Below are 21747 nucleotides of genomic sequence, written 5' to 3'. Positions count from 1 at the left end.
TAAGTTTAATCTTGGTACTAATTATTTTGTTGAATAGGAATGATTAGTGTAAAACTTGTACCTTTTCCCACTTCTGAATCTACGATAATCTTACCATGATGTTTCGCAATGGTATTGTAGGCAATGGACATTCCCAAACCTGTACCCTCACCCACGTCTTTCGTGGTAAAAAATGGTTCAAATATCCTTTCATGGATTTCTTTTGGAATACCTATGCCATTGTCTGCGATTTTGATAAACACAGATGTATTGTCGCCGGAGACCCCTGTCTCAATCCATATTTTACCACCAACATCGTGATTAAACTTCTTATTGACAGCGTAAATGGCATTTGTCACAATATTTAGGAAGACCTGATTAAGTTTTCCCGCATGGCATTCGACCTTTGGCATATCGCCGTAGATCTTATCAACTTCAATCGTGTTATTTAATAAACTATTGAGGATAACCATTGTTGATTCTAGCCCCTCATTTAGGTCTGCAAATTTTAGCGTATCTTCGTCAACGCGAGAAAAGATACGTAAGCTCTTTACTATTTCGGCGGTCCGGTGCGCCCCATCGTGCATGCCTTTTAATAGAAAATCGACCTCTGTTTTCAAATAATCAATATCCAGATCGTCTTTGAACTTCTTGATTTGAGATTGCTTTTCAGCATCGGATACACCTTCCTTAAAGGCTATACGTTCTACTTCCTCGAGAGTTTCCCAGATCATCTTGATATCGCGTTTTAACGGTGCGACGTTCGACGTCACAAAGTTGATAGGGTTGTTAATCTCATGAGCGACCCCTGCTGTCAATTGACCAAGGGAGGCCATCTTCTCGGCTTCGACAAGTTGAGACTGTGTTTCCTTCAAGTGAGTAAGTGTGGTTTGCAGTGATTCATTAGACTCTGTTAACTCACGTGTCCGCTCATCTACTTTTTGCTCCAATACAATATTTTGTTCGCGTATCAGTCTTTCGTTTTCTAATGAAATTGCTAATTCTCTGACTTGTGATGCTTCTTTCTCTTCTTTTAAAATATTGATACTATAGGCTAGACCGAAGGACAATAAGGCCATCTCCACAACAGATGCAATTTGTACAGCATTGCTGGTAAAATCGCTATACTTTAAAATGCCATAGTCTTTTAAAAGAAATATGACGGAACCCAACAGCAAAATTGTCCAGCCATAAACAAAATATTTAGCCGGTTTATAGCCATTTATCATCACACGATAGGATAAGTAAAGGACGAATAAAGAACCAGCTCCTGTTGTTAGCTGCATAACCATGAACGCTGGTTGTGTCAGGTTGAGCAGTGTAAGAAGGCTACCAATGACAAAAAGGATGATAAAAACAGTAATCACACGTCTTGACCGAGGAGCATTTTTCGATAATTGAAGAAATGAATCTGCAAAAAGCAGGGCGCATAAACCGGATAAACATCCAAAGATAATAGGACCCTTTGTTGCAAAATAAGTCCAATTTGGCCACAAATATTGAAAACTGTAACCTTTAATACCCATTTGTGTTATTCCTGCACAAAGAACATATAGGACATAATACAGATAGCCTCTTTCACGAACAGAGAAAAATAGGAATAAATTGTATATCGCCATAATGCCGACAATACCAATATAGATGCCGCTTAACAAGCTGTCGTCATTCATCTCTTTTAGAAAACTGCGCTCGTTGCTTAAATAGATCGGGAGAATAATCTGTTCCGTACTTTTTACGCGAATAAAAAAGACGGTCTTTTCATTTCCAGGTAATTGGATGTCAAATGCGTAATTAGGAACCTTATATTTTCTAGCTGAAAAAGATTGATGTTCACCCAGCTTGATCGATTTATAACTCCCATTTGATGAGGGTACAAAAAGTTCGACCTCATCCAGGAGAGGGTAAGCAATTTCGAGCAAGAGTTCCAATTTCTCTTTACCCTTATTTGTGACAGGCAATCGAAACCAGATATCAGATGGAGAGATACCGAGATTGGGTACCTTGCTTTCCAAAGGGTGAAAGGAAGAAGTCGAAGTGTCTGCAAAGTTAGGTTCGCCCTTGCCGGTATAGCGCTCCAAACCATATCCGATCAATACACGCTGTGTCGGGTGATCGATAATAACCTCTCCAAAACAAGTTGAACTGCACGTAAAAATAAATAAGAAGATCAAGTTAAGCCAGCATTTCATCACTATATGCTATTTTTTTGCTTCGGCAATAACTAAATTCATAGAAACAAGGAAACAACCCGCTTCATCGGCTTGGTCCAATGTGTTTTGAAATTCCTCCATTTCAGCTGTGCTTAACTTTCCTTTTTCGACCATCTCTAAAAGAATTTTATCTAAGAAAAGATAGCGGTTGGCCTCTTCTTTCGAACGTGCTACCATACAGAATGTTTGCAATTGGACTTGTTTAAAGCCTTGAGTCAATAGGTCTGAAGTTAATTTATTTCCAGCCCAGCCATTGTTGACTTTTTCTTCGGTCAAATAATGGCATATCTTAGCCTCAATACCAACATGCTTGCTGTAAAACGTCAGGCTATTCCAAATCGTCTCCACGATCACTAAGGGTTGACCTTCACGCAAAACACGGTGAACCTCAGCAAACATTTTTGGTGCTTCCGGAAGATGTTGTACAACGCGTTCCATTCTGATGCCAGAAATGGAATTATCTGTAAAGCTAAGTTGATAAACTTCACCTTGAACAAAGTCTACGTTCTTTACCTCTACACTGCTTGTTTTGGCATGCTCGATTAAGGCCTTGTCATGATCCAATCCGACGACAAGCACATTATGGCCCAGCATATTAGCCAAATTAATAGCATCCATTCCAGTTCCACAACCAAGATCGACGACAACCCCCTCTTTAATCGTATTAAAAGGAGTATATGAATGTATTTTTAATTGTTTAAGAAAATCACCGGTATCCATTAAATAGCCGGCACCATAATGTTTAGTGTCCATTACAAGATATTTAAATTACGATCATCTGGTTTATGATCTAATGATGTATGTTTCAGGTTTTTAATAATTTCATTTAAATCCCATTGATTGAGATTCGGAATATCGATTTGATAATGAATTTCAATCTCCTTATTCCGCAAAGTTTCTATGCGGACAATATTGGAATTATTACGAAGCGACAAAATCGCGTCTTTATTCTCTTGATCGGCTTCTGTCAGGGTGTCCAGGTTTCGCATAATCATCACCGTGGCCAATAAATCCAATTTAGGATAATAGAAAGTACCGTTATTTCCAACGCTTGTATCAATCCGGTAGCCGACGCTTTCTGCAAGTTTTACGGTGTAAGGCGCACATAAAGCAAAGAGCGATTTAATGCCGACCTGTGTGCTGATAGCAGCGCCAGCCCGCGTCAAAAATATGCTGCCAATGCCATATCCAGCAATCTCCCTAGAGTTCCAAAGGCCACAGCCTTCACCGGTCCCCTGTTGCGCATAATCATAAACAAGGTCCAAGATTTTGGCATCCATCGCTCCCGTGGCTTGTTCAATCGGAAGCGGTTCGCTCCCTCCAGATACGTGTATACGTACGCCACCATAGACTTTGTCGCCATCCAGGGATTCGACGATCAGTACGAATGATGCAGGATTGTACATCCAGTCATTTTTGGAAGAAGTTACTTTCTTTACGCCTATAGCAGTTAACACATGCGCGTGTCCTTCTATGAAACGTTCACAGGTTTGGGGATCGTCGATAGCCCGAAATGCTCTTAGTCTTACTACTGGACGCCCGTCGTTGAATAATAATGCCACCGAATGCTTTGATTTATCGTTTAAACGCAAAACTAATCAATTAAATGCAAAGGTGTTTACTCTTCAAATAAATTATACTTTAATGCAACCGCCTGCATCTAGTGATGGTAAAAATTGTTTGATTCCTTTTTCACCTTGAAGAGCCCAAATAGCCCGTTTTAACTGATGTCATCGAAAATACATTTTATCATTGTGATCCAAAATATTTTCGACATACAATAAATTCAGCGTTGGATATGTTAACGTTTTTGAAGGTTATTTTTATAAATCTGACCGTCTTTAATAATCAACAGAAAGCTTTTATCTGGATCTGCTAATAGTTTTAAATTCTTAAGCGGATCTCCGTCCACGAGAAGTAGGTCTGCCAATGCCCCCTCTTCGATCGTTCCAAGCTTGCCAGGATAAGGGCTTCTTAGTCCCGAAAGTTGTAGGAGTTCGCCATTATCTTGCGTAACCATTTTAATGATTTCGGCATTTGTAAACCATTTTTGAAGGCGTAATATAAATGCGTTCTGTAATTTATTCAGATCAGGTTCGAAAAGAAAATCCGTACCCCAAGCTAGTTTCACACCGATTTTTTTAGCCATAGGCCATACTTTCTCCTGACCTTCGATGACAGGTTTTCGCTTGATTCTCCGTTGTGGATCCATATCGGGAGTGTCTTCCACAAGATTTTGTAGACTGAGCCAGATGTTTTTTTGTGCAATTAGTTGTAGGGTTTCTTCGTCGAGTAGCTGTCCATGTTCTATGCATTTTACTCCTGCTTCGATAGCCCTTCGGATTGCTCTAGGTGTATAGGCATGCACAGTGACATAGGTTCCCCAGTCTTCTGCTGCTTCCACCGCCGCTTTCATCTCGTCTAGTGTATATTGGGTGACGTCTACAGGATCGTATGCTGAAGAAGTGCCGCCCCCTGCCATGAGTTTGATCTGGCTAGCTCCGAACCTCAGATTCTCTCTTACTGCGGTCAGCACCTCGTCCCGTCCATCTGCAATAAATGTTGCACCATACCGCTCTGCACGAGAGACAATCCTGAAAAATCGACGTGATTTCTCTTCTGGAGTACGAAAATCACCGTGTCCCGCGGTTTGGCTTATTGTAGCGCCTGAAGGCCATATTCTCGGTCCCATAAGTTTCCCCTTGTCAATAGCAGCTTTTAGTGGGAATATTGGACCACCGACATCCCGTACACTGGTGAAGCCTCGCATTAACATCTGCTGTGCTGATTGACCCACAGTATTGATAAGAAACTCTTCAGATAGATCATTTTTCATCATTTGTGGCATTGTCAAAGCACCGAATACCAGATGGACATGGGCATCAATTAAACCGGGTATTAGGGTTTTACCTTTGCCGTCAATCTTGATGAGATCATTACCCATCGCTTTAATTGGCAAGTCGCTGATTGTTTGGATGGTGTTCCCATTGATTAAAACATGTTTGGACGATGTCAACATCTGGCTATTATAGTCGATCAGTTTAACATTTTCTATTAAAACCTGCTTTTGTTGGCCATAAATGGCTTGCACAGAAACTGTGCAGAAAAATAAAGTAAGAAGTTGACTTAAGCGCATAGCAAGAAAAATTACATAGTTTAAATAATATGACAATCGCTTGTAGTCCTGAAGAACTACATAATGTTTGAAAAAATATCTTCTAAGTTAAATCATAAATTCAATATATTTCAATTTTATTCTTAAAAATTTCAAATGGCCCCTGGTCCTTCGAATAATCTGACGCTTGTATGCTGACATTGATTCCACGGGGCTGTACGTGGAATGGAAATTCAATCTTTGTGTGCCCATAGCATTACATATTTTTATGAACTCCGGATGGATGATATTTGATGTTGCAGATATGGCCGCAGGAAATAGATGGAGTAACTTTTTTCGTTTCTTTACGAATGCTTGTGTAATTACCTGGACCGTCCTGAAACAGCGAAAGACTGGTTTGCAAATAAAAGGAAAAAATCTGTGGTTAAAAGATTAGTATTTCTCCTTGTTTTAATAGGGACTTGAGGCAAGGGATATGCCATATAAGCTGCTTTCTAATCTTATAAAATGAGTGTCGGAACCTTTATTGTTATGATCTGGCGATCTAGCGGGATGATTGTCTCTCAAGAATACCTGAATACCGGTATTTTTTTTGGCATGGGAATGGCTAAATTGACCTTTATGAAAAGACTTATATTTTTATCATTTTACACGGTTATTGGAGCGGCAATTTGCTTCGGTACGCTGAGCTGCAGTAATCGTACGAAAACAACAGAGAAGATTGCCACCGATTCTTCTAAGCATGAGGCAACTTCTTTAAAGGATACGATAGGCTCTGCTAAATTCCCACCTTTGCCAATTGATTATGATAAGACCAAAGTTTTGAAAAATATGTACGTGGTTGACCGTGCAGGAGTAGAATTCAGACAAGGGGCAGCTAAGGATGCGCCTGTATTGGGGAAATATCCATATGGTACCAAGTTGGATATTATAGGAGAAGAAGGTGAATGGTTTGCGATTATGGATCGTATTCAACGCGATTACAACGGAGCCAACGGTGAAACAGGTGATGTCACACAATGGGAAAAGGTCTATGTTGCCAAGTCTAAGCTGGGCAAACAGGACAAAATCACAATTTCACCCAAGGAGCTGAATTCGATTGTTTCCATAAATGTAAATGGCAAGGAAACATATTACGAGAAAGGCCACGCGTTGGACCAATACCTCCATCTGGAATTGATTGATGAACAGACATTTTTGGCTGCTCAAAAGACAGCAAAAGATTATTTGATAAAGGACACTTTGACTTATACAAAAAATGGGAAAATTTTGGAATTACCTTTAACAAATGGGAGAAAGCTGACGTTCACAGATAAGGACATTGATAATGAGCTTGAATCTCGTTTCTTTTATAAAGGGCATTATGATTTTCTAAATGCTTTTGCTATTGAAGGGAACTATTGGGAAAGTGCTGATGTACGGCTTTTTGATCGACAAGATGGTCATCTTATTGTGGAATGTGGAGATTACCCCCTCTTTTCTCCTGATCTCAAGTACTTGGTTACGTTGCATGCTGATCCCTATGAATCGACTGGTGACTTACAGCTCTTCCACGTGAAACAAGGGAAAGTAACGTCGCTGTTTTTTATCAGTTTTAAAGAATGGATGCCCACCTGGAAGCCTGAATTGATGTTCTGGGGCAAAGATGGATCTATCTATACTGCTGCCAATCATATCAATGGTTATTGGGGGGAGGATGGTTCTTTGAGTGATAGAGCCCAATTTATCAGAATTAAGATCCTGGAACATTAGAAATAGCCATATCAGCCTTTTTTTCGATTTTATGCGACGCGGTTAGTTATGTGAATGGGATTTTTCTGTTTTAGGTAAAACTATTCTACTGGGTACCTGTTGTATTCCATAAAATAGATTATAGTTTGTAATTTAGCTGGATGAAACTAAAAACATTATCATTATTTATTATCCTTTCTTTATTTGTTTCGTTTTCCATGGCGCAAGAGCAACCTTGGAAACAGCATAATAAATGGATCTGGGGTCCTTCAGTGGGTTATCAGTATCAAAGTGGTAATTTTCTGAAAGTTTCAGGCTGGGGCTTGTTCGCTCCTAACGATTTTCAATATATGAAAATTGATGCCGGTGCCAATTTCAGCTGGATGGAAGGTAAAACGACCGTCATTCCCGAACTGGGATTTACATATTATTTAAATGATTTTGTCCTTTTCCCTTTTGTAAAAGCGGAGCTTACCCCCTATACAATTACCCCCAAGATAGGTGCGAGTCTTTTCTCTATCGTTGACCTGGGGGTTGGGTATGGATTTGATTATAACACGAAGAAAAATTTTAAGCCTATCGATGGAATTACAGTATCAGTAGGCGTGAATATTCCGTTAAATTTTCATATTTACTAAACAAGATGCGAAATAGGGCTATATATTTTCTCGGTACACTTATTTTACTGATACTTGGCAGCAGCATTAAAGCGCAAGACCATTTAATCGGCCCTACCTTGAGTTACCAATTCCAGAAAGGCAGTATAATAAAAACAGGAGCTTATTTTGCTTTTCCCTTTATCGGAGATCATATTCTGCGGGCGGATGCAACAGCTAACTTTACTTGGACGCAAAAGAAGTTTGCCGTGATTCCCGAGGCAGCAATAACCTATTATCCTCAGACCTATGTATTAACACCCTTTGTGCGTGCGGAGGTCACTCCTTACACCGTTACTCCAAAATTGGGGGTCAGTTTAGCAACTTTACTGGATCTTGACTTTGGCTATGGATTCTCCATCAATGATAAAAAGGACTATAGACCGATGAAAGGCTTTGCAGTTTCTCTCCGCTTTAGTATTCCGCTAAACTACAGAATCAATATGTAGCACGCTTCGCTTTCCTCTTTGAGCTCGTATTTGCATTGAGCGTTTTTTGACATAAAAACCACTTTTTACACCCTCTGTTTGATGGGACGTCCATTTTGTGACGAATAACTTTTGGCAATCCACTTCGATTATTTGTCCAGCCAATTTTTGAAAGCAGCGACTTTCTCTCGAGAGACAATGAGCTCATCCGATTCATAATGTTTAAGGTATATTTTCAACCGTGCATTGGAGTGTATCGCAATATTTTTGATGGCGTCAAATTGAACAATCGTGCTGCGATTGATTCTAAAAAAATCTTTTGGCGACAGCTGCGGTGTTAAGGCGTCCAATGTCTGATCCAACAGATAGTTGTTATTTTCATTGCTGTAGAGGTAAGTGCCTTTGTTTTCACTGTAAATGCATTCAATCTGCTGGGTTGTGATCACTTTTAGAGTTTGGCCAATTTTGATGGTAAAGCGTTCTTTATATGACTGTACGGTATTTTTAAACAATGTTTCAAGAGACGCTAGGTCAAACTGGGGACTGGGACGTCTATATTGGATAAACTTTTCGATAGCGTTTTCCAATTCTTCATCTTCAATTGGTTTCAGCAGATAATCAATGCTATTCTGTTTAAAAGCCCTTAATAAGTACTCGTCAAATGCTGTGGTGAAAATGATGGCCGAATTGGGTTTTATCTGCTCAAGGATATCGAATGAAATCCCATCGGCGAGCTGAATGTCCATAAATAGCAGATCAGGTTCAGTATTTGACAGAAACCATTCGATGGATTCTTCTACGGTCTGCAGTACAGCAGACACCGTGTAACCGAGTGCCTCCAGTTTTCTTTGTAGAAATCTTGCCGAAGGGAGTTCGTCTTCTATAATTAATATTTTCATTGTTTATTTTTCATGCTTATTGGTCATCTTTTATGGAGATGATCTTGTTATAGCTCCTGAAATGTGATCCTTGATGATCGGTCGTATATGTTTATTTCAGGGTAACTGTTTTTTAGGCAACTATTTCAGTCATAATCGGCAATCCGACAGAAAATGCAGTATCGCTTTCCTGAATGTGTACAGGCAAACTGGATAGTATCCTATAACGATCCTGAATATTTTTTAAACCAATTCCTGAGTTGCCATGGAGTACTTTCTTTTTCTGAAGATTATTTTCCACATATAGATAATCAGCATTCCGATAAATCTTCAGAAAAAGTGGTTTTTTTAGGGAAATAACGTTGTGTTTGATCACATTTTCGATCAGCAATTGAAGAGAAAGCGGTAAAATAAATCCCTTATTTTGCTCTTCGCTAATAGCTAGATCGATCTGAATGCCGTCTTCGAATCGCAGGCTCAGAAGATTTAAATAAGCTTTTGAAAACGCGAGCTCGTCCTGTAGTGAAACAAGGCTTTTATCTTTCTGTTCCAGCACATACCGGTAAATTTTAGAGAGATCAGTCGTAAACATACTCGCCTTTTTGGGGCTTTCCTCGATTAATCCATTAAGTACATTCAGGCTATTGAACAAAAAATGTGGGTCCAATTGATTCTTCAAGGACTCAAATTGCGCTGTTATTTGTTGTTTTTCTTGCTGCGTCTCTTTGATCTGGTAATCTTTAAATCGCTTGTAAAAATAGAATCCAAAGAAAACCATCGAGATAAAAAGAGATGTAATTGCGATTTGAAAGTAATAGGCAATATGTTGCTGACCGACAAAATCATGAAATCTCTTTAGAAAGTCTTCGTTGTTTTTTACCGTAAATAGATCAGAGAAAAAAACGTTAACAGAAAATACAACAAGTATAGATAGTATAATACTTCCAGTATAAAAAAAAGCCATTTTCTTTCCAAAATCCTTTGTGTTAGGATATTTATTAGCGGCCCATTTAGATAGGTATCCATTACCCAAGAAAAGAAAAAAGCCATAGAATAGCCCTCTCAACATGTTCGGATGAAGAACAATTGAAGTCCATGGCGTATTTTTATATTGCAACTTGGCCACAACCACAAAATAGATGCTTACGACCAAGCTTGCGAGTAACGCTTGTATAATGGCTTTAAACGGTGCTTTTTTCACAAAGTGTTATTTGCATTCTTTTACCAGTTGTTCTGCCCGATCCTTGCCCCATGACGGCCCAAATGGGACAGTAACTTTTTCTTCATTGAATAAAGATAGTGCTTTCTTCACATCCTCACATTCTTTGCTGGTATCTTGATTGAAATATTTTTTTGCATTCATCTGAAACTCCGCAAGTCCCAATACAGCCCGGGGATTATTGGGGGCTATTGCTAGCGCCTTTTTATAAAGCCCTATAATGCTAGGTGACAACTCTTTCGCTTTTGTCATAGGATCTGTGATCATCAGTGCTGTTTTGTTCATTGCCCGCAGAACAAGCCATTCTGGATTATTGTCCTGAGCTGTTGTGTTCAGAATGTCTTCTGCCGATTGGATATATTTTGCTTGCGTTTCTTTGTTCTTCTCTCTGAAGGAAGCTGTCGTTAGCACCATTGCTTGGTAATACGCCGGAATCCAATTGTCCTTTTCTACCTGAGCAATGCGCTCTAAAAGAGCTGCCGCTTTCTGTGTCTCTCCTGATTTCCATAAACCCATGGCTTGTCCCATACTTTTTTCAAAATTGCCTTGTGCAAATGTGGCGCTGCTTAGTAAGCAGAGGATTGCAATAATAAATGATTTCATGATTTCTCGTTTAGTATTAAATATATTTTAATGTTGCTGTATCTGATTTATCGCTCTTCCAATAGTAATGAAGTTCGTCATAAGCATTGTTAAGTAGCAATAATGCTGGATGAATCGACATATTTTTACGATGAGTTGTTGAGTTTTAGAGATTGTCCAATTGATTTTCTTTTTCGTTTTTGCTGATCGTCCAGAAATAGCCTAAAAAGACAAAACGCTTGGCTGTTGGAACGATGGGTCTACGGTCATATATTCCCTGTGAATTTGGTTGGTCTGTATACTGATAACCATAAATCGGAGCGGCGCCAAGAACGTTGCTGACGGAGAAATGGATAATTTTTTGCTGGCTGTAGAGAAACGACCAGCTCATGGAAAGATTATTATAACCTTTTGTACGTCCATTCATGAAAACCGTTTGGTTAGGATCATTGTAATTTCTGCCGGATACAAAGGAATTTGTCAGACTGAGCTGTGATCGAAGGTTAGCAAACCAGTACTTTCCAACAAGGTAAATACTGTGTTTATACACATATGGAGGCATGACCGTGGCAGGATAATTAGCTTCATTTCTCTTGCTATCGGTATACGAATATGAAATCCAGTACTGGAGATTTTTGATGCTGCTGGTATTTTTATAAAATAGGTCAAAGCCTTTTACCTTACCGTTTCCGGTATTGTCGTATTGGCTATCGTACCTTGGTGTCATACTATTGTATTTAACCAAGTTGCTGTATTCTTTGTGATACGCTTCTAAGCGAAGTAGATGCCCCGCCCGTTCATAGAAATAATTGGCGATATAGTGATTGGCTTCCAGCCAGTCAAGTTGTGGGGCATATTTTAATACAGGGGTAGCAGCTTGTTGATGAAAAGAGCCATAGGCCATGGAGAGCTGGGTATATTTATTCAATGCGTATCCCAAAGAGGCCCTCGGTTCCAGCGTATTCCTTTTCTGAAGATTGGAGGAAGTTTCCCGTAATCCGATTTTTCCGATTAGGTGTGGTAGGATCCCGAAAGTAGTTTCAGTAAACAAAGAGGTCATCTTACTATGGTATCCATAGTTGTATTCAAGGTTTTGACGCTGGTATTCTTCTTGATAATTATTGTCAAAATATTCTATACCCCCGATACTTTTAATCTTATTATTCCAGATTTTGCTTAGCACACCCTTTATGTGGAGACTCTTTTCTTCGTTGGGTAGGAAAATATCGTCATAATGCAGCTTATCGGTGAGGTAACCTAGGCCAATACCAGAATTGAAAGTCCACCGGTTTCCCAGATTCTGACTGTAGGTAATATTAGCATATGAATTGTTGGATTTCTTTTTCAATAGGACAGGCTGTTCATAATTGATGTCAGCTTGATAAAGCCCCATATCCTCAAAATTGTAGGCACCATAAATATTTAGGAAACCTTCTTTGAACTGATGACGATAGATCATTTCTCCAGAAACATTTTCATAAGGTTTTGTCCATTTAATGTCGGGTGTAATTATTTTTGAATAAGGTTTTAAGTTTGTGTAGCTACTGTTAAATGTCAGCGAATTTTTTCCCCATTGTACTGTCTGTCCCAAGCCCAATCCGACGGAAGATAATGAGAGCTCTGTTTTTGGCTGTTCAATCTTATTTTCGGTGTTTAGTACTAAAATACTGGATAGGGCATTGCCAAATTCTGCTGAATACCCCCCTGTAGAAAAATTTACCCCCTTAAATAACATAGGAGAAAATCGGCCTCGGACAGGCACCTCATTAGGTGTGGCGGTATAGGGTTGTGCAACTCTGATTCCATTGATATAAGTCTGTGTTTCGGATGCATCCCCACCGTGAACCATCAGGCGGCCATTTTCTCCGGCGACCTGCGCACCGGGCAACGTCGCTAACGCACTGATGATATTGCCCATGCTTCCTGCCGTGGTGACGATGTCCAATGGGCTCATTACCGTGTTTTTTCCGGAGCTATTGGCTTGTAGAACACCTGCTTGGATTGTGACTTCCTGTAGTCGATTCTCACTTTCTTGCATGTGAATAATCAGCAATTCTTTTTGGGGAAGCTGGATAGGCTTGCTATATGTTGGAAGGCCCACAACGGACGCTTTTATGATTTTAGCCCCCTGTTCACTGGTTTCAAAAATGAAGTTACCAAGCGAATCTGTGGTGCCGCCATCGTAGGTGCCTTCAATATAAACATTGGCTAAATAAATAGGTTTTCCGTTTTTGCCGAGCACTTTCCCTTTTAGGATAGACTGTGCGGATACGACGGTTATACTTAAACATAGTAAGGTTAATAGCAGCTTCATTTTTCTTTATTTTTTTTCAAAGATCAATTGAAGTAAGAGCTCCTGCGAAAAAGAGTGGATGGAATGTCAAAATATCATGACGAATTGCAGGATTCCAACTTTATGCTGTAAATTGATGTCGGAAAACAAAATTTCCTCTATAATAAGTTCTCCAGTGGATAGCGTGATAGATTGCTTTTATATGCTACGCAGTTATACTGCATATAATGGGCAATTTATTTTAGTTTGATATTGCAAATAAGAGTTTAAAATTAAGTCAGAAAAAAATGCGAGTAACCATTTTAGATGACTATCAAGATGCTGTCCGAAAGTTGGACTGTTTCAAAATTCTTGATGGTCATGATGTCCAAATATTGAAACAGTCCTATTCAGATCCGGCTTTACTGGCTGAAAAATTAAGCGATACGGATGCACTGGTACTCATTAGAGAGCGGACAAAAATTACGGAAGACCTGTTGTCTCAGCTTCCGAAGCTAAAGCTAATTAGCCAGACGGGCAAAATTTCAAACCATTTAGATTTGGCAGTCTGTAGTCGCTTCCACGTGGCTGTAGCCGAAAGTATGGGCTCTCCTGTTGCTCCAGCTGAATTGACCTGGCTTTTGATCATGAATGCCCTTCGTGGTTTGCCTCAGGCGCGCTGCGATATGAAGAAAGGTTTGTGGCAAACAAACATAGGAGACTGCGTCTCTGGCAAAACAATAGGGATATGGAGCTATGGAAAAATAGGGAAGCGAATAGCGCAGTATGCTAAGGCTTTCGGTGCTCAAGTAATTGTTTGGGGGAGTGAAAATTCACGCGAGGAAGCTGTAAAAGATGGCTTTTTGGCTGCTGCCAGTAAATCCGATTTTTTTCATTTTTCAGATGTGGTTACTTTACACCTCAGGTTGGTACCTGCGACGCGAGGTATCGTAAAGCTCGAAGATCTCCGGTCTATGAAGCCGACAGCACTTTTTGTCAACACTTCTCGTGCTGAATTAGTTGAAGAAGGTGCACTATTGACCGCACTCGAAACAGGTGTCCCAGGGATGGCTGCGGTAGATGTCTATGAGTCCGAACCAATTTTTGACCCTAACTATCCATTATTGCAGCTGCCAAATGTGCTTTGTACGCCACACATTGGCTATGTAGAGAAAAATGGTTACGAACAATTATTTAGACTTGCTTTTGAGAATATTGTAGCCTTTTCCGAAGGTGATCCACAGCATATCGCTAACCCCGAAGTATTGACCCGCTAATTGAATGAATCGGCTATACATAGATGAATAATTTTACGCATTTAGAACAACCAACAGGTCGCGTTATTGTGGTCGGCGGTAAGGAATATCTTTTTTTCGGTGGAACTTCCTATCTAGGGCTGGCAACAGATAAAGCATATGCTTCTATTTTCATAGAAGGTATACAGCGATATGGTATTAACAATGGCACCTCTCGAAATAATAATGTGCAACAGGCCATATTTGATCAAGCGGAAGAATATGCAGCGAAGCGTTTTGGTTTTGAAGCAAGCCTATTGCTTTCCAGCGGATATTTGGCGGCTCAATTTCTTGTCAGGACATTGGCTACCGAAGGTGAAGTCCTGCATGCTCCTTCCTGTCACCCGTCGTTGTGGTTAGATGAAAAACCCACAGCAGTGGGAAGTTTTGTTGACTGGGCTGCTGCTGCTGTCGCTTATATCAATCAATCGCCGCAGACTTCATTTATCATTGTCAGCAACAGCCTGGATAATATGAAGCCGGAGATTTATGACTTTACAGTATTTAAGCATATTGATCCAAACAAGAAAGTTGTATTGCTTCTAGACGATTCGCACGGAATTGGTGTTACCCGTGAGAATGGCATTTCATTCGATAGCAGCAATTTTCAATTGCCTAATATTGAATTAATTGTTGTTGCCTCATTGGCGAAAGGTCTCGCGACAGATGCGGGTTTGATCTTGGCGGATGGGCCGCGGATCAAGTCACTTAAGCGATCCAACTTTTATACTGGCGCTTCGCCAAGCTCACCGGCCAGCTTATATGCATTTATTTATGGAGAGCAGATTTATCTGGAGCAATTCCAAAAGTTGCAACATAATATACGTTACTTTCGGGCACGTATAGCGTTGCAATTAAATGCAGTTTCTAATTTTCCTGTCTTTTCTTCAACGGATCCGAGCCTTTATGCTAGACTGATGGATGCTGGAATATTGGTGTCGAGTTTTCCTTATCCGCTTGCTACAGATCCCTTATTGAATCGGATTGTGGTGAATGCGCACCATACAGAAGCAGATTTGGATCGACTAAGTCATGCAATTGGCATATATTGATTTTTATATGACATCTAATGAGTCAACATGTTGTAAATTAGATAATTGTTTTTATTTTTGAGGTTAATTTAAGGATTGGTCGGATGTAATGTCTCATTAATTGATTGTAAATGTTTGGCTTTTGGAAGCTTATTTATCAAAAAAGTATTTAAATAATTTCCATTACTCATTTTAAAACAATACTTTTGCATCCCCAAACATTAGTTGGCTTAAGGGTTGAAAAATAAATAATTACAGTAAAATAGATATGACTAAAGCAGAAATTATTGCAGAGATCTCTACCAAAACTGGCTTAGAGAAGGTAGATGTTCAAGAAACCGTAGAGGCGTTCTTTAAAGTTGTCAAAAACGCAATGATCGGAGGAGAAAATGTATATGTAAGAGGTTTTGGTAGCTTCGTAGTCAAAAAAAGAGCTGAGAAGACTGCAAGAAACATTTCAAAAAATACAGCAATCATTATCCCTGAACACTTTGTTCCTAGTTTCAAGCCAGCTAAAATTTTCGTAGAGAAAGTAAAGAATGGCAATAAATAATCTTTAAAATAGATTAACATGGCAAAAACCAAACAGATAATAGTAATAGGATCAGTAGTAGCCTTGGTTGCTGTGCTCTTGGCGCAGCCTATTAAAGGTTTGGTGAACAAAGAAAAACAAACTGCTGCAGCATCTGAGTCGAAGCCTTCCAATGAAGTAAATTTGGAAAATATATCTTCGATGACAAAACAAGGTTTAGATGCTAGTTTAGTCAAAGAAATTTCCGATATTGAGGGCCAAGTTGCAAAAGCTTCTGGAGAGGATAAGATAAAGCTGTTGCAACAGTTGGCAGATAAGTGGGACGATGTCGCAAAACCAGCCCCTCAGGCTTTTGTCTATGAGGAAATGGCAAAGGTTTCTCCAAAATTTGAATATTGGTTGAAAGCAGGTAATGCTTATCGTGCTGCTTATACAAATTTGCAGGACTCTACTTTAGCCCAAGCGTTAAATCAAAATGCAATTCATGCATACGAAGCCGCGTTGAAGGCGAATACAGGTAGCTTGGATGCAAAAACAGGATTAGGTGCCGCAATGGTATCAGGAACGAACAATCCCATGGCAGGTATTGCCTTGTTGCGAGAAGTCGTTGCCGCTGATCCTAAAAACTTAGAAGCAAACAAAACTTTGGGATTGTTTTCATTGCAATCCCGTCAGTTTGACAAGGCGATCGAGCGTTTTAAGACCGTTATCGATCAAAAACCCGATGCTGAGTCATACTTTTACTTAGCCACAGGCTATGAAAATATTGGGATGAAAAAAGAGGCCGTGACTGCTTTTCAAAAAAGTAAGGAACTGGCAGCTGACCCTTCCCTATCACAATTCATCGATCGAAAGATTGCGGAATTGAGCAAGTAATTAATTTATTATTTTATAATCATTAAAAAATTTAGCTATGCCAAGCGGAAAAAAAAGAAAAAGACACAAGATGGCTACTCACAAACGTAAAAAACGTTTAAGAAAAAATAGACACAAGAAAAAATAGTCTTGTGATGAGCTTTTAAACATCTTGGCCCATTTTGCTGAGATAGCTTTACGAAACGATCTACATGTCTGTGAAGGGGATGTAGATTGTTTTTTTCGTAACAACGTTCTTTAAATGTTTAATCGGATACCCAAGATTGCGATAGGATATTGCATAGGTATCAAAAATGAGTAGCTTTTGGTAAAGGAATTAATTATCGATTCAACTCCTGATAAAGGGGTAACTATTGCTTTACTACAAGATAAGCAGCTTGTTGAACTTAACCGCGAGCCCGCAAATAATAACTTCGCCGTTGGGGATATCTATCTCGGACGTATTAAGCGAATTATGCCAGGGCTTAATGCAGCTTTCGTAGATGTAGGCTACGAAAAGGATGCTTTTCTACATTATTTAGATTTGGGTCCTCAAGTTCAATCTTTGCTAAAGCTTACGCGTATAGTGAAGAATGGCAGTTATCAAGAGAAACTGCTCAATAGTTTAAAACTTGAAAAGGATATCGATAAAGCTGGTAAGATCTCTGATGTCTTGAGCAAAAATATGCTCGTGCCAGTACAAATCGCCAAAGAACCCATTTCAACAAAAGGACCGCGTCTGAGTTCAGACCTTTCAATAGCAGGTCGTTTTGTCGTTTTGGTACCTTTCTCAAGTACTGTTTCCATTTCCAAGCGTATCAAAGGTAGTAATGAACGCAACCGCCTAAAAAAGATTGTCGAAGGAATTAAGCCAGCTAATTTTGGCGTTATCATTCGTACAGTTTCCGAGGGTAAGGGTGTTGAAGAACTACAACGTGACTTATTGGACCTGATCTCAAAATGGGAGCTATTTACCAAACGTCTTCGTAATGCTGAACCGCCTCAAAAGGTTCTTGGCGAAATGGATCGTGCATCCACTATTCTACGGGATATTTTGACGGACGAGTTTTCGCATATTTATGTTAATGATCCTTCGATCTTCGAAGAAACAAAATCATATATACACGATATATCTCCAGATTTGGAGAAAATTGTCAAGCTTTATAAACATAAAGAGCCAATTTTCGATCATTTTGGAGTTGAAAAGCAAATCAAGGCAGCTTTTGGCAAAACTGTAACATTGCCGGGTGGCGCATATCTCGTTATTGAGCATACGGAAGCCCTGCATGTCATTGATGTCAATAGTGGTAACCGTTCTGCCAATAAGGAGAATCAGGAAGACAATGCATTGCTGGTCAATATGGAAGCAGCAAAAGAAATTGCGCGACAGCTGCGTTTGCGTGATATGGGCGGAATTGTAGTCATCGACTTTATCGATATGCATAAACCCAATCATCGAAAAGAGTTGTATACGTTCTTAAAAGAATGTATGGTGTCGGACAGAGCAAGACATACGATTTTGCCGCCAAGTAAATTTGGATTGGTTCAAATTACACGTCAGCGCGTTAGGCCTGAAATGAATATTGTCACAAACGAAAAATGTCCGGCTTGTGATGGTACAGGTGAAATCCGATCAAGTATTGTCCTGATGGATGATATTGAAAATAATTTGAGCTTTATTCTTCAAGAACAAAACGAAAAAAAGGTGACCTTATGTGTTCACCCTTATATAGACGCCTACATTAAGTCTGGTTTGATTTCTAAAAGAATGAAATGGTTCATGAAATACGGAAAGTGGATTAAAGTAAATCCAATGACGTCATATTACCTAACTGAATTCCATTTCTTCAATGCGAAGGATGAAGAAATCAAGTTATAATAGAAAGAGATTAACGAAAAGGGTTAGTAGTGATACTAACCCTTTTTTGTTTTTATACGGTTTCTATTAGCCTGTTTTAAATCCAATGGATAATTATGCCATCTTTTTCCATTTTACGGAAATAAGTCATTTGCCGTTTAGCATAGCGGTGTATTTCTGTCTCCAGTTTTGTGATGAAAGCGGTGTAATCCAGCTGTCCTAGCAGATGCAGTGAGGCATATTTGTATTCCAGACCATAATATTGTAGCTGCTCGTGAGTGAGTCCTTCGGCCAGTAGTTTTTCTACTTCTTCTAAAAAACCTTCTTTCAATCGTTGTTTTAGTCTTCGGCTAATGTGCGCGCGTCTAGTTTCCACAGGTGGATTTAGTCCGATAACGATACTGTCGATCGCCCGTTGCGTACTGAGGTGATGGGGGTGAGCCTTTAAAAATGCTAATATTTCTATTGCACGGACTATACGTTTTTTGGTCGAAAGGTCTATTTGGAAATCTGCGGGTAGTGTATATTCCTGAAGACGTTTTAATAGCTCAGCTTCTGAATACTCTAGTAATAACTCTTTTAGTCCTTCGATCGAGGGGATCAAAGCGTATGGACTTTGTTGGATAACACTCTGAATATATAGGCCTGTGCCACCGCAAAGGATAGTATGTTTTCCCTTGGCTGAAATTGACTGTTGGGCCTGGTGAAAATCCGCTATAAAGTTTCCGAGATGATAGCGTTTTCCGGGCTCGTGGATGTCGATAAGATGATAGGGAATATCTTGATATTCCGATAGGTCTTTTCCCGTACCGATGTCCATTCTTCGATAGATCTGACGGGAATCTGCACTGATGATTTCAGCATCGATGCGTTGGGCCAGTTGGACGGCCAGTTTGGTTTTTCCTGAAGCTGTAGGTCCTAAGATAACGATAACTTTCTCTTTCGGAACGGTTTGTTGTTCCAAAAGAGAAAGTGTATATTTTAATCTGTCTATCACAGAACAAATTTAGTCCATTTTTCTGTTCCTTCGTTATTTTTTACGACAGTATCGATAAAAGCCATGCCTCTTACACCATCATAAACTGTTGGAAAATCTTGTTGTTCAGCTGTCGGAGTTTGTCCTTCACGTTTAGCTGTAACTGTTGCTGCAAAATTACGGTAGATATTCGCAAATGATTCTAATAGACCCTCAGGGTGACCTGCTGGTACACGGGTATTATGTGTTGCGAAAGAACTTAACGTGTAAGGCGCTGCGTAAGCATTTCCTGTGCGATAAAGCTGACGAGGCTGATCAAGCATCTTGATGATTAAATTGTTCGGATCCTCATTCGCCCATTCCAATCCACCTTTTTCGCCGTAGATACGGATGCGAACAGCATTTTCTTCTCCCGCTGAAATCTGTGAAGCCATCAATACGCCTTTAGCACCGTTTTCGAAACGTAAAAGCACCGAACCATCGTCATCCAATAGACGGCCTTCAACAAATGTTGTTAAGTCTGCGCATAGTTCTTGGATTTTTAACCCCGATACATATTCTGCTAAATGAGCCGCATGTGTACCAATATCACCCATAACCAAAGATTTGCCTGAGCGTTTTGGATCTGCACGCCAAGCTGCTCCAGCATTGCCTTCGCGCTCTGTCAAACGGCTCAACCAACCTTGTGGGTACTCAACAACAATCTTTCTGATCTTACCGAAATGACCTTCTTTGACCATTGCTTTGGCTTGTTTGACCATTGGATAGCCTGAATAAGTATGTGTAAGGCACAGTGTGCGGCCTGTGCGTTCTACAGTTTCTTGCAATTCTTTTGCTTCTTCAACAGATACGGTCATTGGCTTTTCAACAACAACATCGAAACCTTTTTCCATCGCCAACTTAGCTGGGGCAAAATGTAAAAAGTTAGGGGTTACGATCGTCACAAAATCCATGCGCTCTCCTTCAGGAAGCAAAGATTCTTTTTCGATCATCTCTTCATAGTTTAGATAGACACGCTCAGGAGCTACAAATAGGTCTTCTCCAGATTGTTTTGAAATCTGTGGATCAATACTAAATGCACCACAAACCAGTTCAATCTTGCCATCCATAAAAGCGGCAATACGGTGTACAGCTCCGATAAAGGCATCATTTCCGCCTCCGACCATACCCATGCGAAGTTTTCTCTTCATAACGTTATTATTTTTGATTATTTATTTTTCAAACTCTTACAGTGTACAATATACACAATTTACCTTATTTTATATATAAAATCATCTTGATGCTGCCCATATTTTCCTTGGGAAAGCCACTAGGGAACTGCTCCCTGAGGGTATTTAATTCCGCTGTGTTTCGATAGGCATATCTTGTTGTTCCTGCAATCCAAAATTTGATCGGTGCTGTTATTTCTTTCGCAACAAACCCAATTTTTTCTAAAGAAGAGTGCTGGCTCCAATCGCGATCGGTGAAGGTCATGATATCTCCGGGGGAGAAATCATGACGGAAAGCTTTAATTAACTTACTTAATCCGCCGATAACGTTAAGGCCTGATTTGTTACAAAATCTCAATAATTCAAATGAGCGATAGTCTTCTTCTCTATCCAGCATACGGCGCCCCCCGGAGAATATAGCGACAGCAACGAGCTCGCCCCGCTCATAGAGTCCATAGCGATATTTGCCTGGCAGGGCTGTCTGTAGATGATGTTCCACGAGGAACTGGAGACTAGTTTTTTTGTCTATTCGGGCAACCACAGTGTTGCGTGCGTAGACACGTTTGTCATTTTTTGTTTTGGAAACAATACGCCTGATAATTAAGTCAAACTTCGATATTAATTGGTCTTCATCGATATGAATGCAAGGCTTGGTTGTCTGATATCTAACAGGTTTATTGTGAGGGTACAATAAAATTTCGCTTGTTAATTTCGCTGAGGTTATTTGTAAAAATCCATCAAGTTGGCAAAGTGTTAATGAGACTTCAAGAGCTTTCTCTAGCCGAAGCTTGAACTGTGTTGCCAAATTTAGAAACGATGGATCCATAAAGCAAAAGTAACTTTTATCGAAGTTTTGACGAAATATTCACTTTTAATAATTATCCGTACCTTTGTACCCAATAATATGGTGCAACTACGTATC

At 39.8% G+C, this 21747-nt stretch carries 19 protein-coding genes; 8 read left to right on the top strand and 11 right to left on the bottom strand.

What is annotated here, in order from left to right; genetic code table 11:
• Positions 1-17: 17 nt before the first annotated feature.
• The 4 genes from AB1Z56_RS20395 to AB1Z56_RS20380 all read right to left on the bottom strand — a co-directional run bounded on the left by AB1Z56_RS20395 (position 18) and on the right by AB1Z56_RS20380 (position 5325).
• Positions 18-2168, bottom strand: a complete 2151-nt coding sequence (locus AB1Z56_RS20395) for a sensor histidine kinase (protein ID WP_309367198.1) — start codon at positions 2166-2168, stop codon at positions 18-20.
• 9 nt (positions 2169-2177) lie between these two features.
• On the bottom strand, positions 2178-2942 hold the full coding sequence (locus tag AB1Z56_RS20390; RefSeq protein ID WP_309367197.1) for a methyltransferase domain-containing protein: 765 nt from the start codon (positions 2940-2942) through the stop codon (positions 2178-2180).
• Complete coding sequence (locus AB1Z56_RS20385; protein ID WP_070562848.1) at positions 2942-3751, bottom strand: hypothetical protein; 810 nt, start codon at positions 3749-3751, stop codon at positions 2942-2944. The genes AB1Z56_RS20390 and AB1Z56_RS20385 overlap by 1 nt, the downstream gene beginning before the upstream one ends.
• Before the next feature lie 239 nt (positions 3752-3990).
• Positions 3991-5325, bottom strand: coding sequence for an amidohydrolase family protein (locus AB1Z56_RS20380; protein WP_426789974.1), 1335 nt, complete (start codon positions 5323-5325; stop codon positions 3991-3993).
• A gap of 486 nt (positions 5326-5811) precedes the next feature.
• Between AB1Z56_RS20380 and AB1Z56_RS20375 the strand changes: the two genes are divergently transcribed.
• The 3 genes from AB1Z56_RS20375 (at position 5812) to AB1Z56_RS20365 (ending at position 8140) form a co-directional block, all read left to right on the top strand.
• Entirely contained in the window at positions 5812-7056 is a 1245-nt protein-coding gene (locus AB1Z56_RS20375; RefSeq protein ID WP_313264956.1) for an SH3 domain-containing protein, read from the top strand.
• A 140-nt stretch (positions 7057-7196) separates the two neighbouring features.
• The gene (locus AB1Z56_RS20370; RefSeq protein WP_309367192.1) at positions 7197-7673 is read left to right on the top strand and encodes a hypothetical protein; all 477 of its coding nucleotides are present in this window, start codon (positions 7197-7199) and stop codon (positions 7671-7673) included.
• A 5-nt stretch (positions 7674-7678) separates the two neighbouring features.
• The gene (locus AB1Z56_RS20365) at positions 7679-8140 is read left to right on the top strand and encodes a hypothetical protein (RefSeq protein WP_309367191.1); all 462 of its coding nucleotides are present in this window, start codon (positions 7679-7681) and stop codon (positions 8138-8140) included.
• A 128-nt stretch (positions 8141-8268) separates the two neighbouring features.
• Here AB1Z56_RS20365 and AB1Z56_RS20360 read toward each other — a convergent pair whose 3' ends face one another.
• From AB1Z56_RS20360 to AB1Z56_RS20345, 4 genes are all read right to left on the bottom strand, one after another.
• A complete protein-coding gene (locus AB1Z56_RS20360) occupies positions 8269-9018 on the bottom strand; it encodes a LytR/AlgR family response regulator transcription factor (protein WP_309367190.1) in 750 nt (249 codons plus the stop codon).
• A 112-nt stretch (positions 9019-9130) separates the two neighbouring features.
• The gene (locus AB1Z56_RS20355) at positions 9131-10198 is read right to left on the bottom strand and encodes a sensor histidine kinase (RefSeq protein ID WP_426789973.1); all 1068 of its coding nucleotides are present in this window, start codon (positions 10196-10198) and stop codon (positions 9131-9133) included.
• Positions 10199-10204: 6 nt separating this feature from the next.
• A complete protein-coding gene (locus AB1Z56_RS20350) occupies positions 10205-10819 on the bottom strand; it encodes a tetratricopeptide repeat protein (RefSeq protein WP_309367188.1) in 615 nt (204 codons plus the stop codon).
• A 145-nt stretch (positions 10820-10964) separates the two neighbouring features.
• Positions 10965-13112: a TonB-dependent receptor gene (locus AB1Z56_RS20345; RefSeq protein ID WP_313264961.1), complete on the bottom strand. Its 2148-nt coding sequence runs from the start codon at positions 13110-13112 to the stop codon at positions 10965-10967.
• 266 nt (positions 13113-13378) lie between these two features.
• Between AB1Z56_RS20345 and AB1Z56_RS20340 the strand changes: the two genes are divergently transcribed.
• From AB1Z56_RS20340 to AB1Z56_RS20320, 5 genes are all read left to right on the top strand, one after another.
• Positions 13379-14347 (top strand): D-2-hydroxyacid dehydrogenase family protein, encoded by a 969-nt coding sequence (locus AB1Z56_RS20340; RefSeq protein ID WP_309367186.1) that lies wholly within the window; start codon positions 13379-13381, stop codon positions 14345-14347.
• Between the two features lie 23 nt (positions 14348-14370).
• A complete protein-coding gene (locus tag AB1Z56_RS20335; protein WP_426789972.1) occupies positions 14371-15417 on the top strand; it encodes an aminotransferase class I/II-fold pyridoxal phosphate-dependent enzyme in 1047 nt (348 codons plus the stop codon).
• 247 nt (positions 15418-15664) lie between these two features.
• Positions 15665-15949, top strand: coding sequence for an HU family DNA-binding protein (locus tag AB1Z56_RS20330; protein WP_046673299.1), 285 nt, complete (start codon positions 15665-15667; stop codon positions 15947-15949).
• A gap of 18 nt (positions 15950-15967) precedes the next feature.
• The gene (locus AB1Z56_RS20325) at positions 15968-16804 is read left to right on the top strand and encodes a tetratricopeptide repeat protein (protein ID WP_293899654.1); all 837 of its coding nucleotides are present in this window, start codon (positions 15968-15970) and stop codon (positions 16802-16804) included.
• Positions 16805-17108: 304 nt separating this feature from the next.
• Complete coding sequence (locus AB1Z56_RS20320; protein WP_077436961.1) at positions 17109-18662, top strand: Rne/Rng family ribonuclease; 1554 nt, start codon at positions 17109-17111, stop codon at positions 18660-18662.
• Positions 18663-18738: 76 nt separating this feature from the next.
• Here the strand turns inward: AB1Z56_RS20320 and miaA are convergent, their stop codons facing one another.
• From miaA to AB1Z56_RS20305, 3 genes are all read right to left on the bottom strand, one after another.
• Entirely contained in the window at positions 18739-19638 is a 900-nt protein-coding gene (miaA, locus tag AB1Z56_RS20315) for a tRNA (adenosine(37)-N6)-dimethylallyltransferase MiaA (protein ID WP_426789971.1), read from the bottom strand.
• Complete coding sequence (locus AB1Z56_RS20310) at positions 19635-20807, bottom strand: Gfo/Idh/MocA family protein (protein ID WP_309367183.1); 1173 nt, start codon at positions 20805-20807, stop codon at positions 19635-19637. Before AB1Z56_RS20310 ends, miaA begins: the two co-directional genes overlap by 4 nt.
• A gap of 64 nt (positions 20808-20871) precedes the next feature.
• The gene (locus AB1Z56_RS20305) at positions 20872-21651 is read right to left on the bottom strand and encodes a hypothetical protein (protein ID WP_426789970.1); all 780 of its coding nucleotides are present in this window, start codon (positions 21649-21651) and stop codon (positions 20872-20874) included.
• Positions 21652-21747 lie beyond the last annotated feature (96 nt).

The organism is Sphingobacterium sp. WOUb80, from assembly GCF_050058145.1.
Lineage (GTDB): Bacteria > Bacteroidota > Bacteroidia > Sphingobacteriales > Sphingobacteriaceae > Sphingobacterium.
Note: the sequence above shows the minus strand (reverse complement) of the source record. Positions and strands in the feature narration are given on the sequence as shown.

Excerpts from the sequence above, each read along its gene's own strand:
- AB1Z56_RS20395 (WP_309367198.1), bottom strand. The coding sequence starts at position 2,168 with ATGAAATGCTGGCTTAACTTGATCTTCTTATTTATTTTTACGTGCAGT.
- AB1Z56_RS20390 (WP_309367197.1), bottom strand. The coding sequence starts at position 2,942 with ATGGACACTAAACATTATGGTGCCGGCTATTTAATGGATACCGGTGAT.
- AB1Z56_RS20380 (WP_426789974.1), bottom strand. The coding sequence starts at position 5,325 with ATGCGCTTAAGTCAACTTCTTACTTTATTTTTCTGCACAGTTTCTGTG.
- AB1Z56_RS20375 (WP_313264956.1), top strand. The coding sequence starts at position 5,812 with ATGAGTGTCGGAACCTTTATTGTTATGATCTGGCGATCTAGCGGGATG.
- AB1Z56_RS20370 (WP_309367192.1), top strand. The coding sequence starts at position 7,197 with ATGAAACTAAAAACATTATCATTATTTATTATCCTTTCTTTATTTGTT.
- AB1Z56_RS20365 (WP_309367191.1), top strand. The coding sequence starts at position 7,679 with ATGCGAAATAGGGCTATATATTTTCTCGGTACACTTATTTTACTGATA.
- AB1Z56_RS20360 (WP_309367190.1), bottom strand. The coding sequence starts at position 9,018 with ATGAAAATATTAATTATAGAAGACGAACTCCCTTCGGCAAGATTTCTA.
- AB1Z56_RS20350 (WP_309367188.1), bottom strand. The coding sequence starts at position 10,819 with ATGAAATCATTTATTATTGCAATCCTCTGCTTACTAAGCAGCGCCACA.
- AB1Z56_RS20345 (WP_313264961.1), bottom strand. The coding sequence starts at position 13,112 with ATGAAGCTGCTATTAACCTTACTATGTTTAAGTATAACCGTCGTATCC.
- AB1Z56_RS20340 (WP_309367186.1), top strand. The coding sequence starts at position 13,379 with ATGCGAGTAACCATTTTAGATGACTATCAAGATGCTGTCCGAAAGTTG.
- AB1Z56_RS20335 (WP_426789972.1), top strand. The coding sequence starts at position 14,371 with ATGAATAATTTTACGCATTTAGAACAACCAACAGGTCGCGTTATTGTG.
- AB1Z56_RS20330 (WP_046673299.1), top strand. The coding sequence starts at position 15,665 with ATGACTAAAGCAGAAATTATTGCAGAGATCTCTACCAAAACTGGCTTA.
- AB1Z56_RS20325 (WP_293899654.1), top strand. The coding sequence starts at position 15,968 with ATGGCAAAAACCAAACAGATAATAGTAATAGGATCAGTAGTAGCCTTG.
- AB1Z56_RS20310 (WP_309367183.1), bottom strand. The coding sequence starts at position 20,807 with ATGAAGAGAAAACTTCGCATGGGTATGGTCGGAGGCGGAAATGATGCC.
- AB1Z56_RS20305 (WP_426789970.1), bottom strand. The coding sequence starts at position 21,651 with ATGGATCCATCGTTTCTAAATTTGGCAACACAGTTCAAGCTTCGGCTA.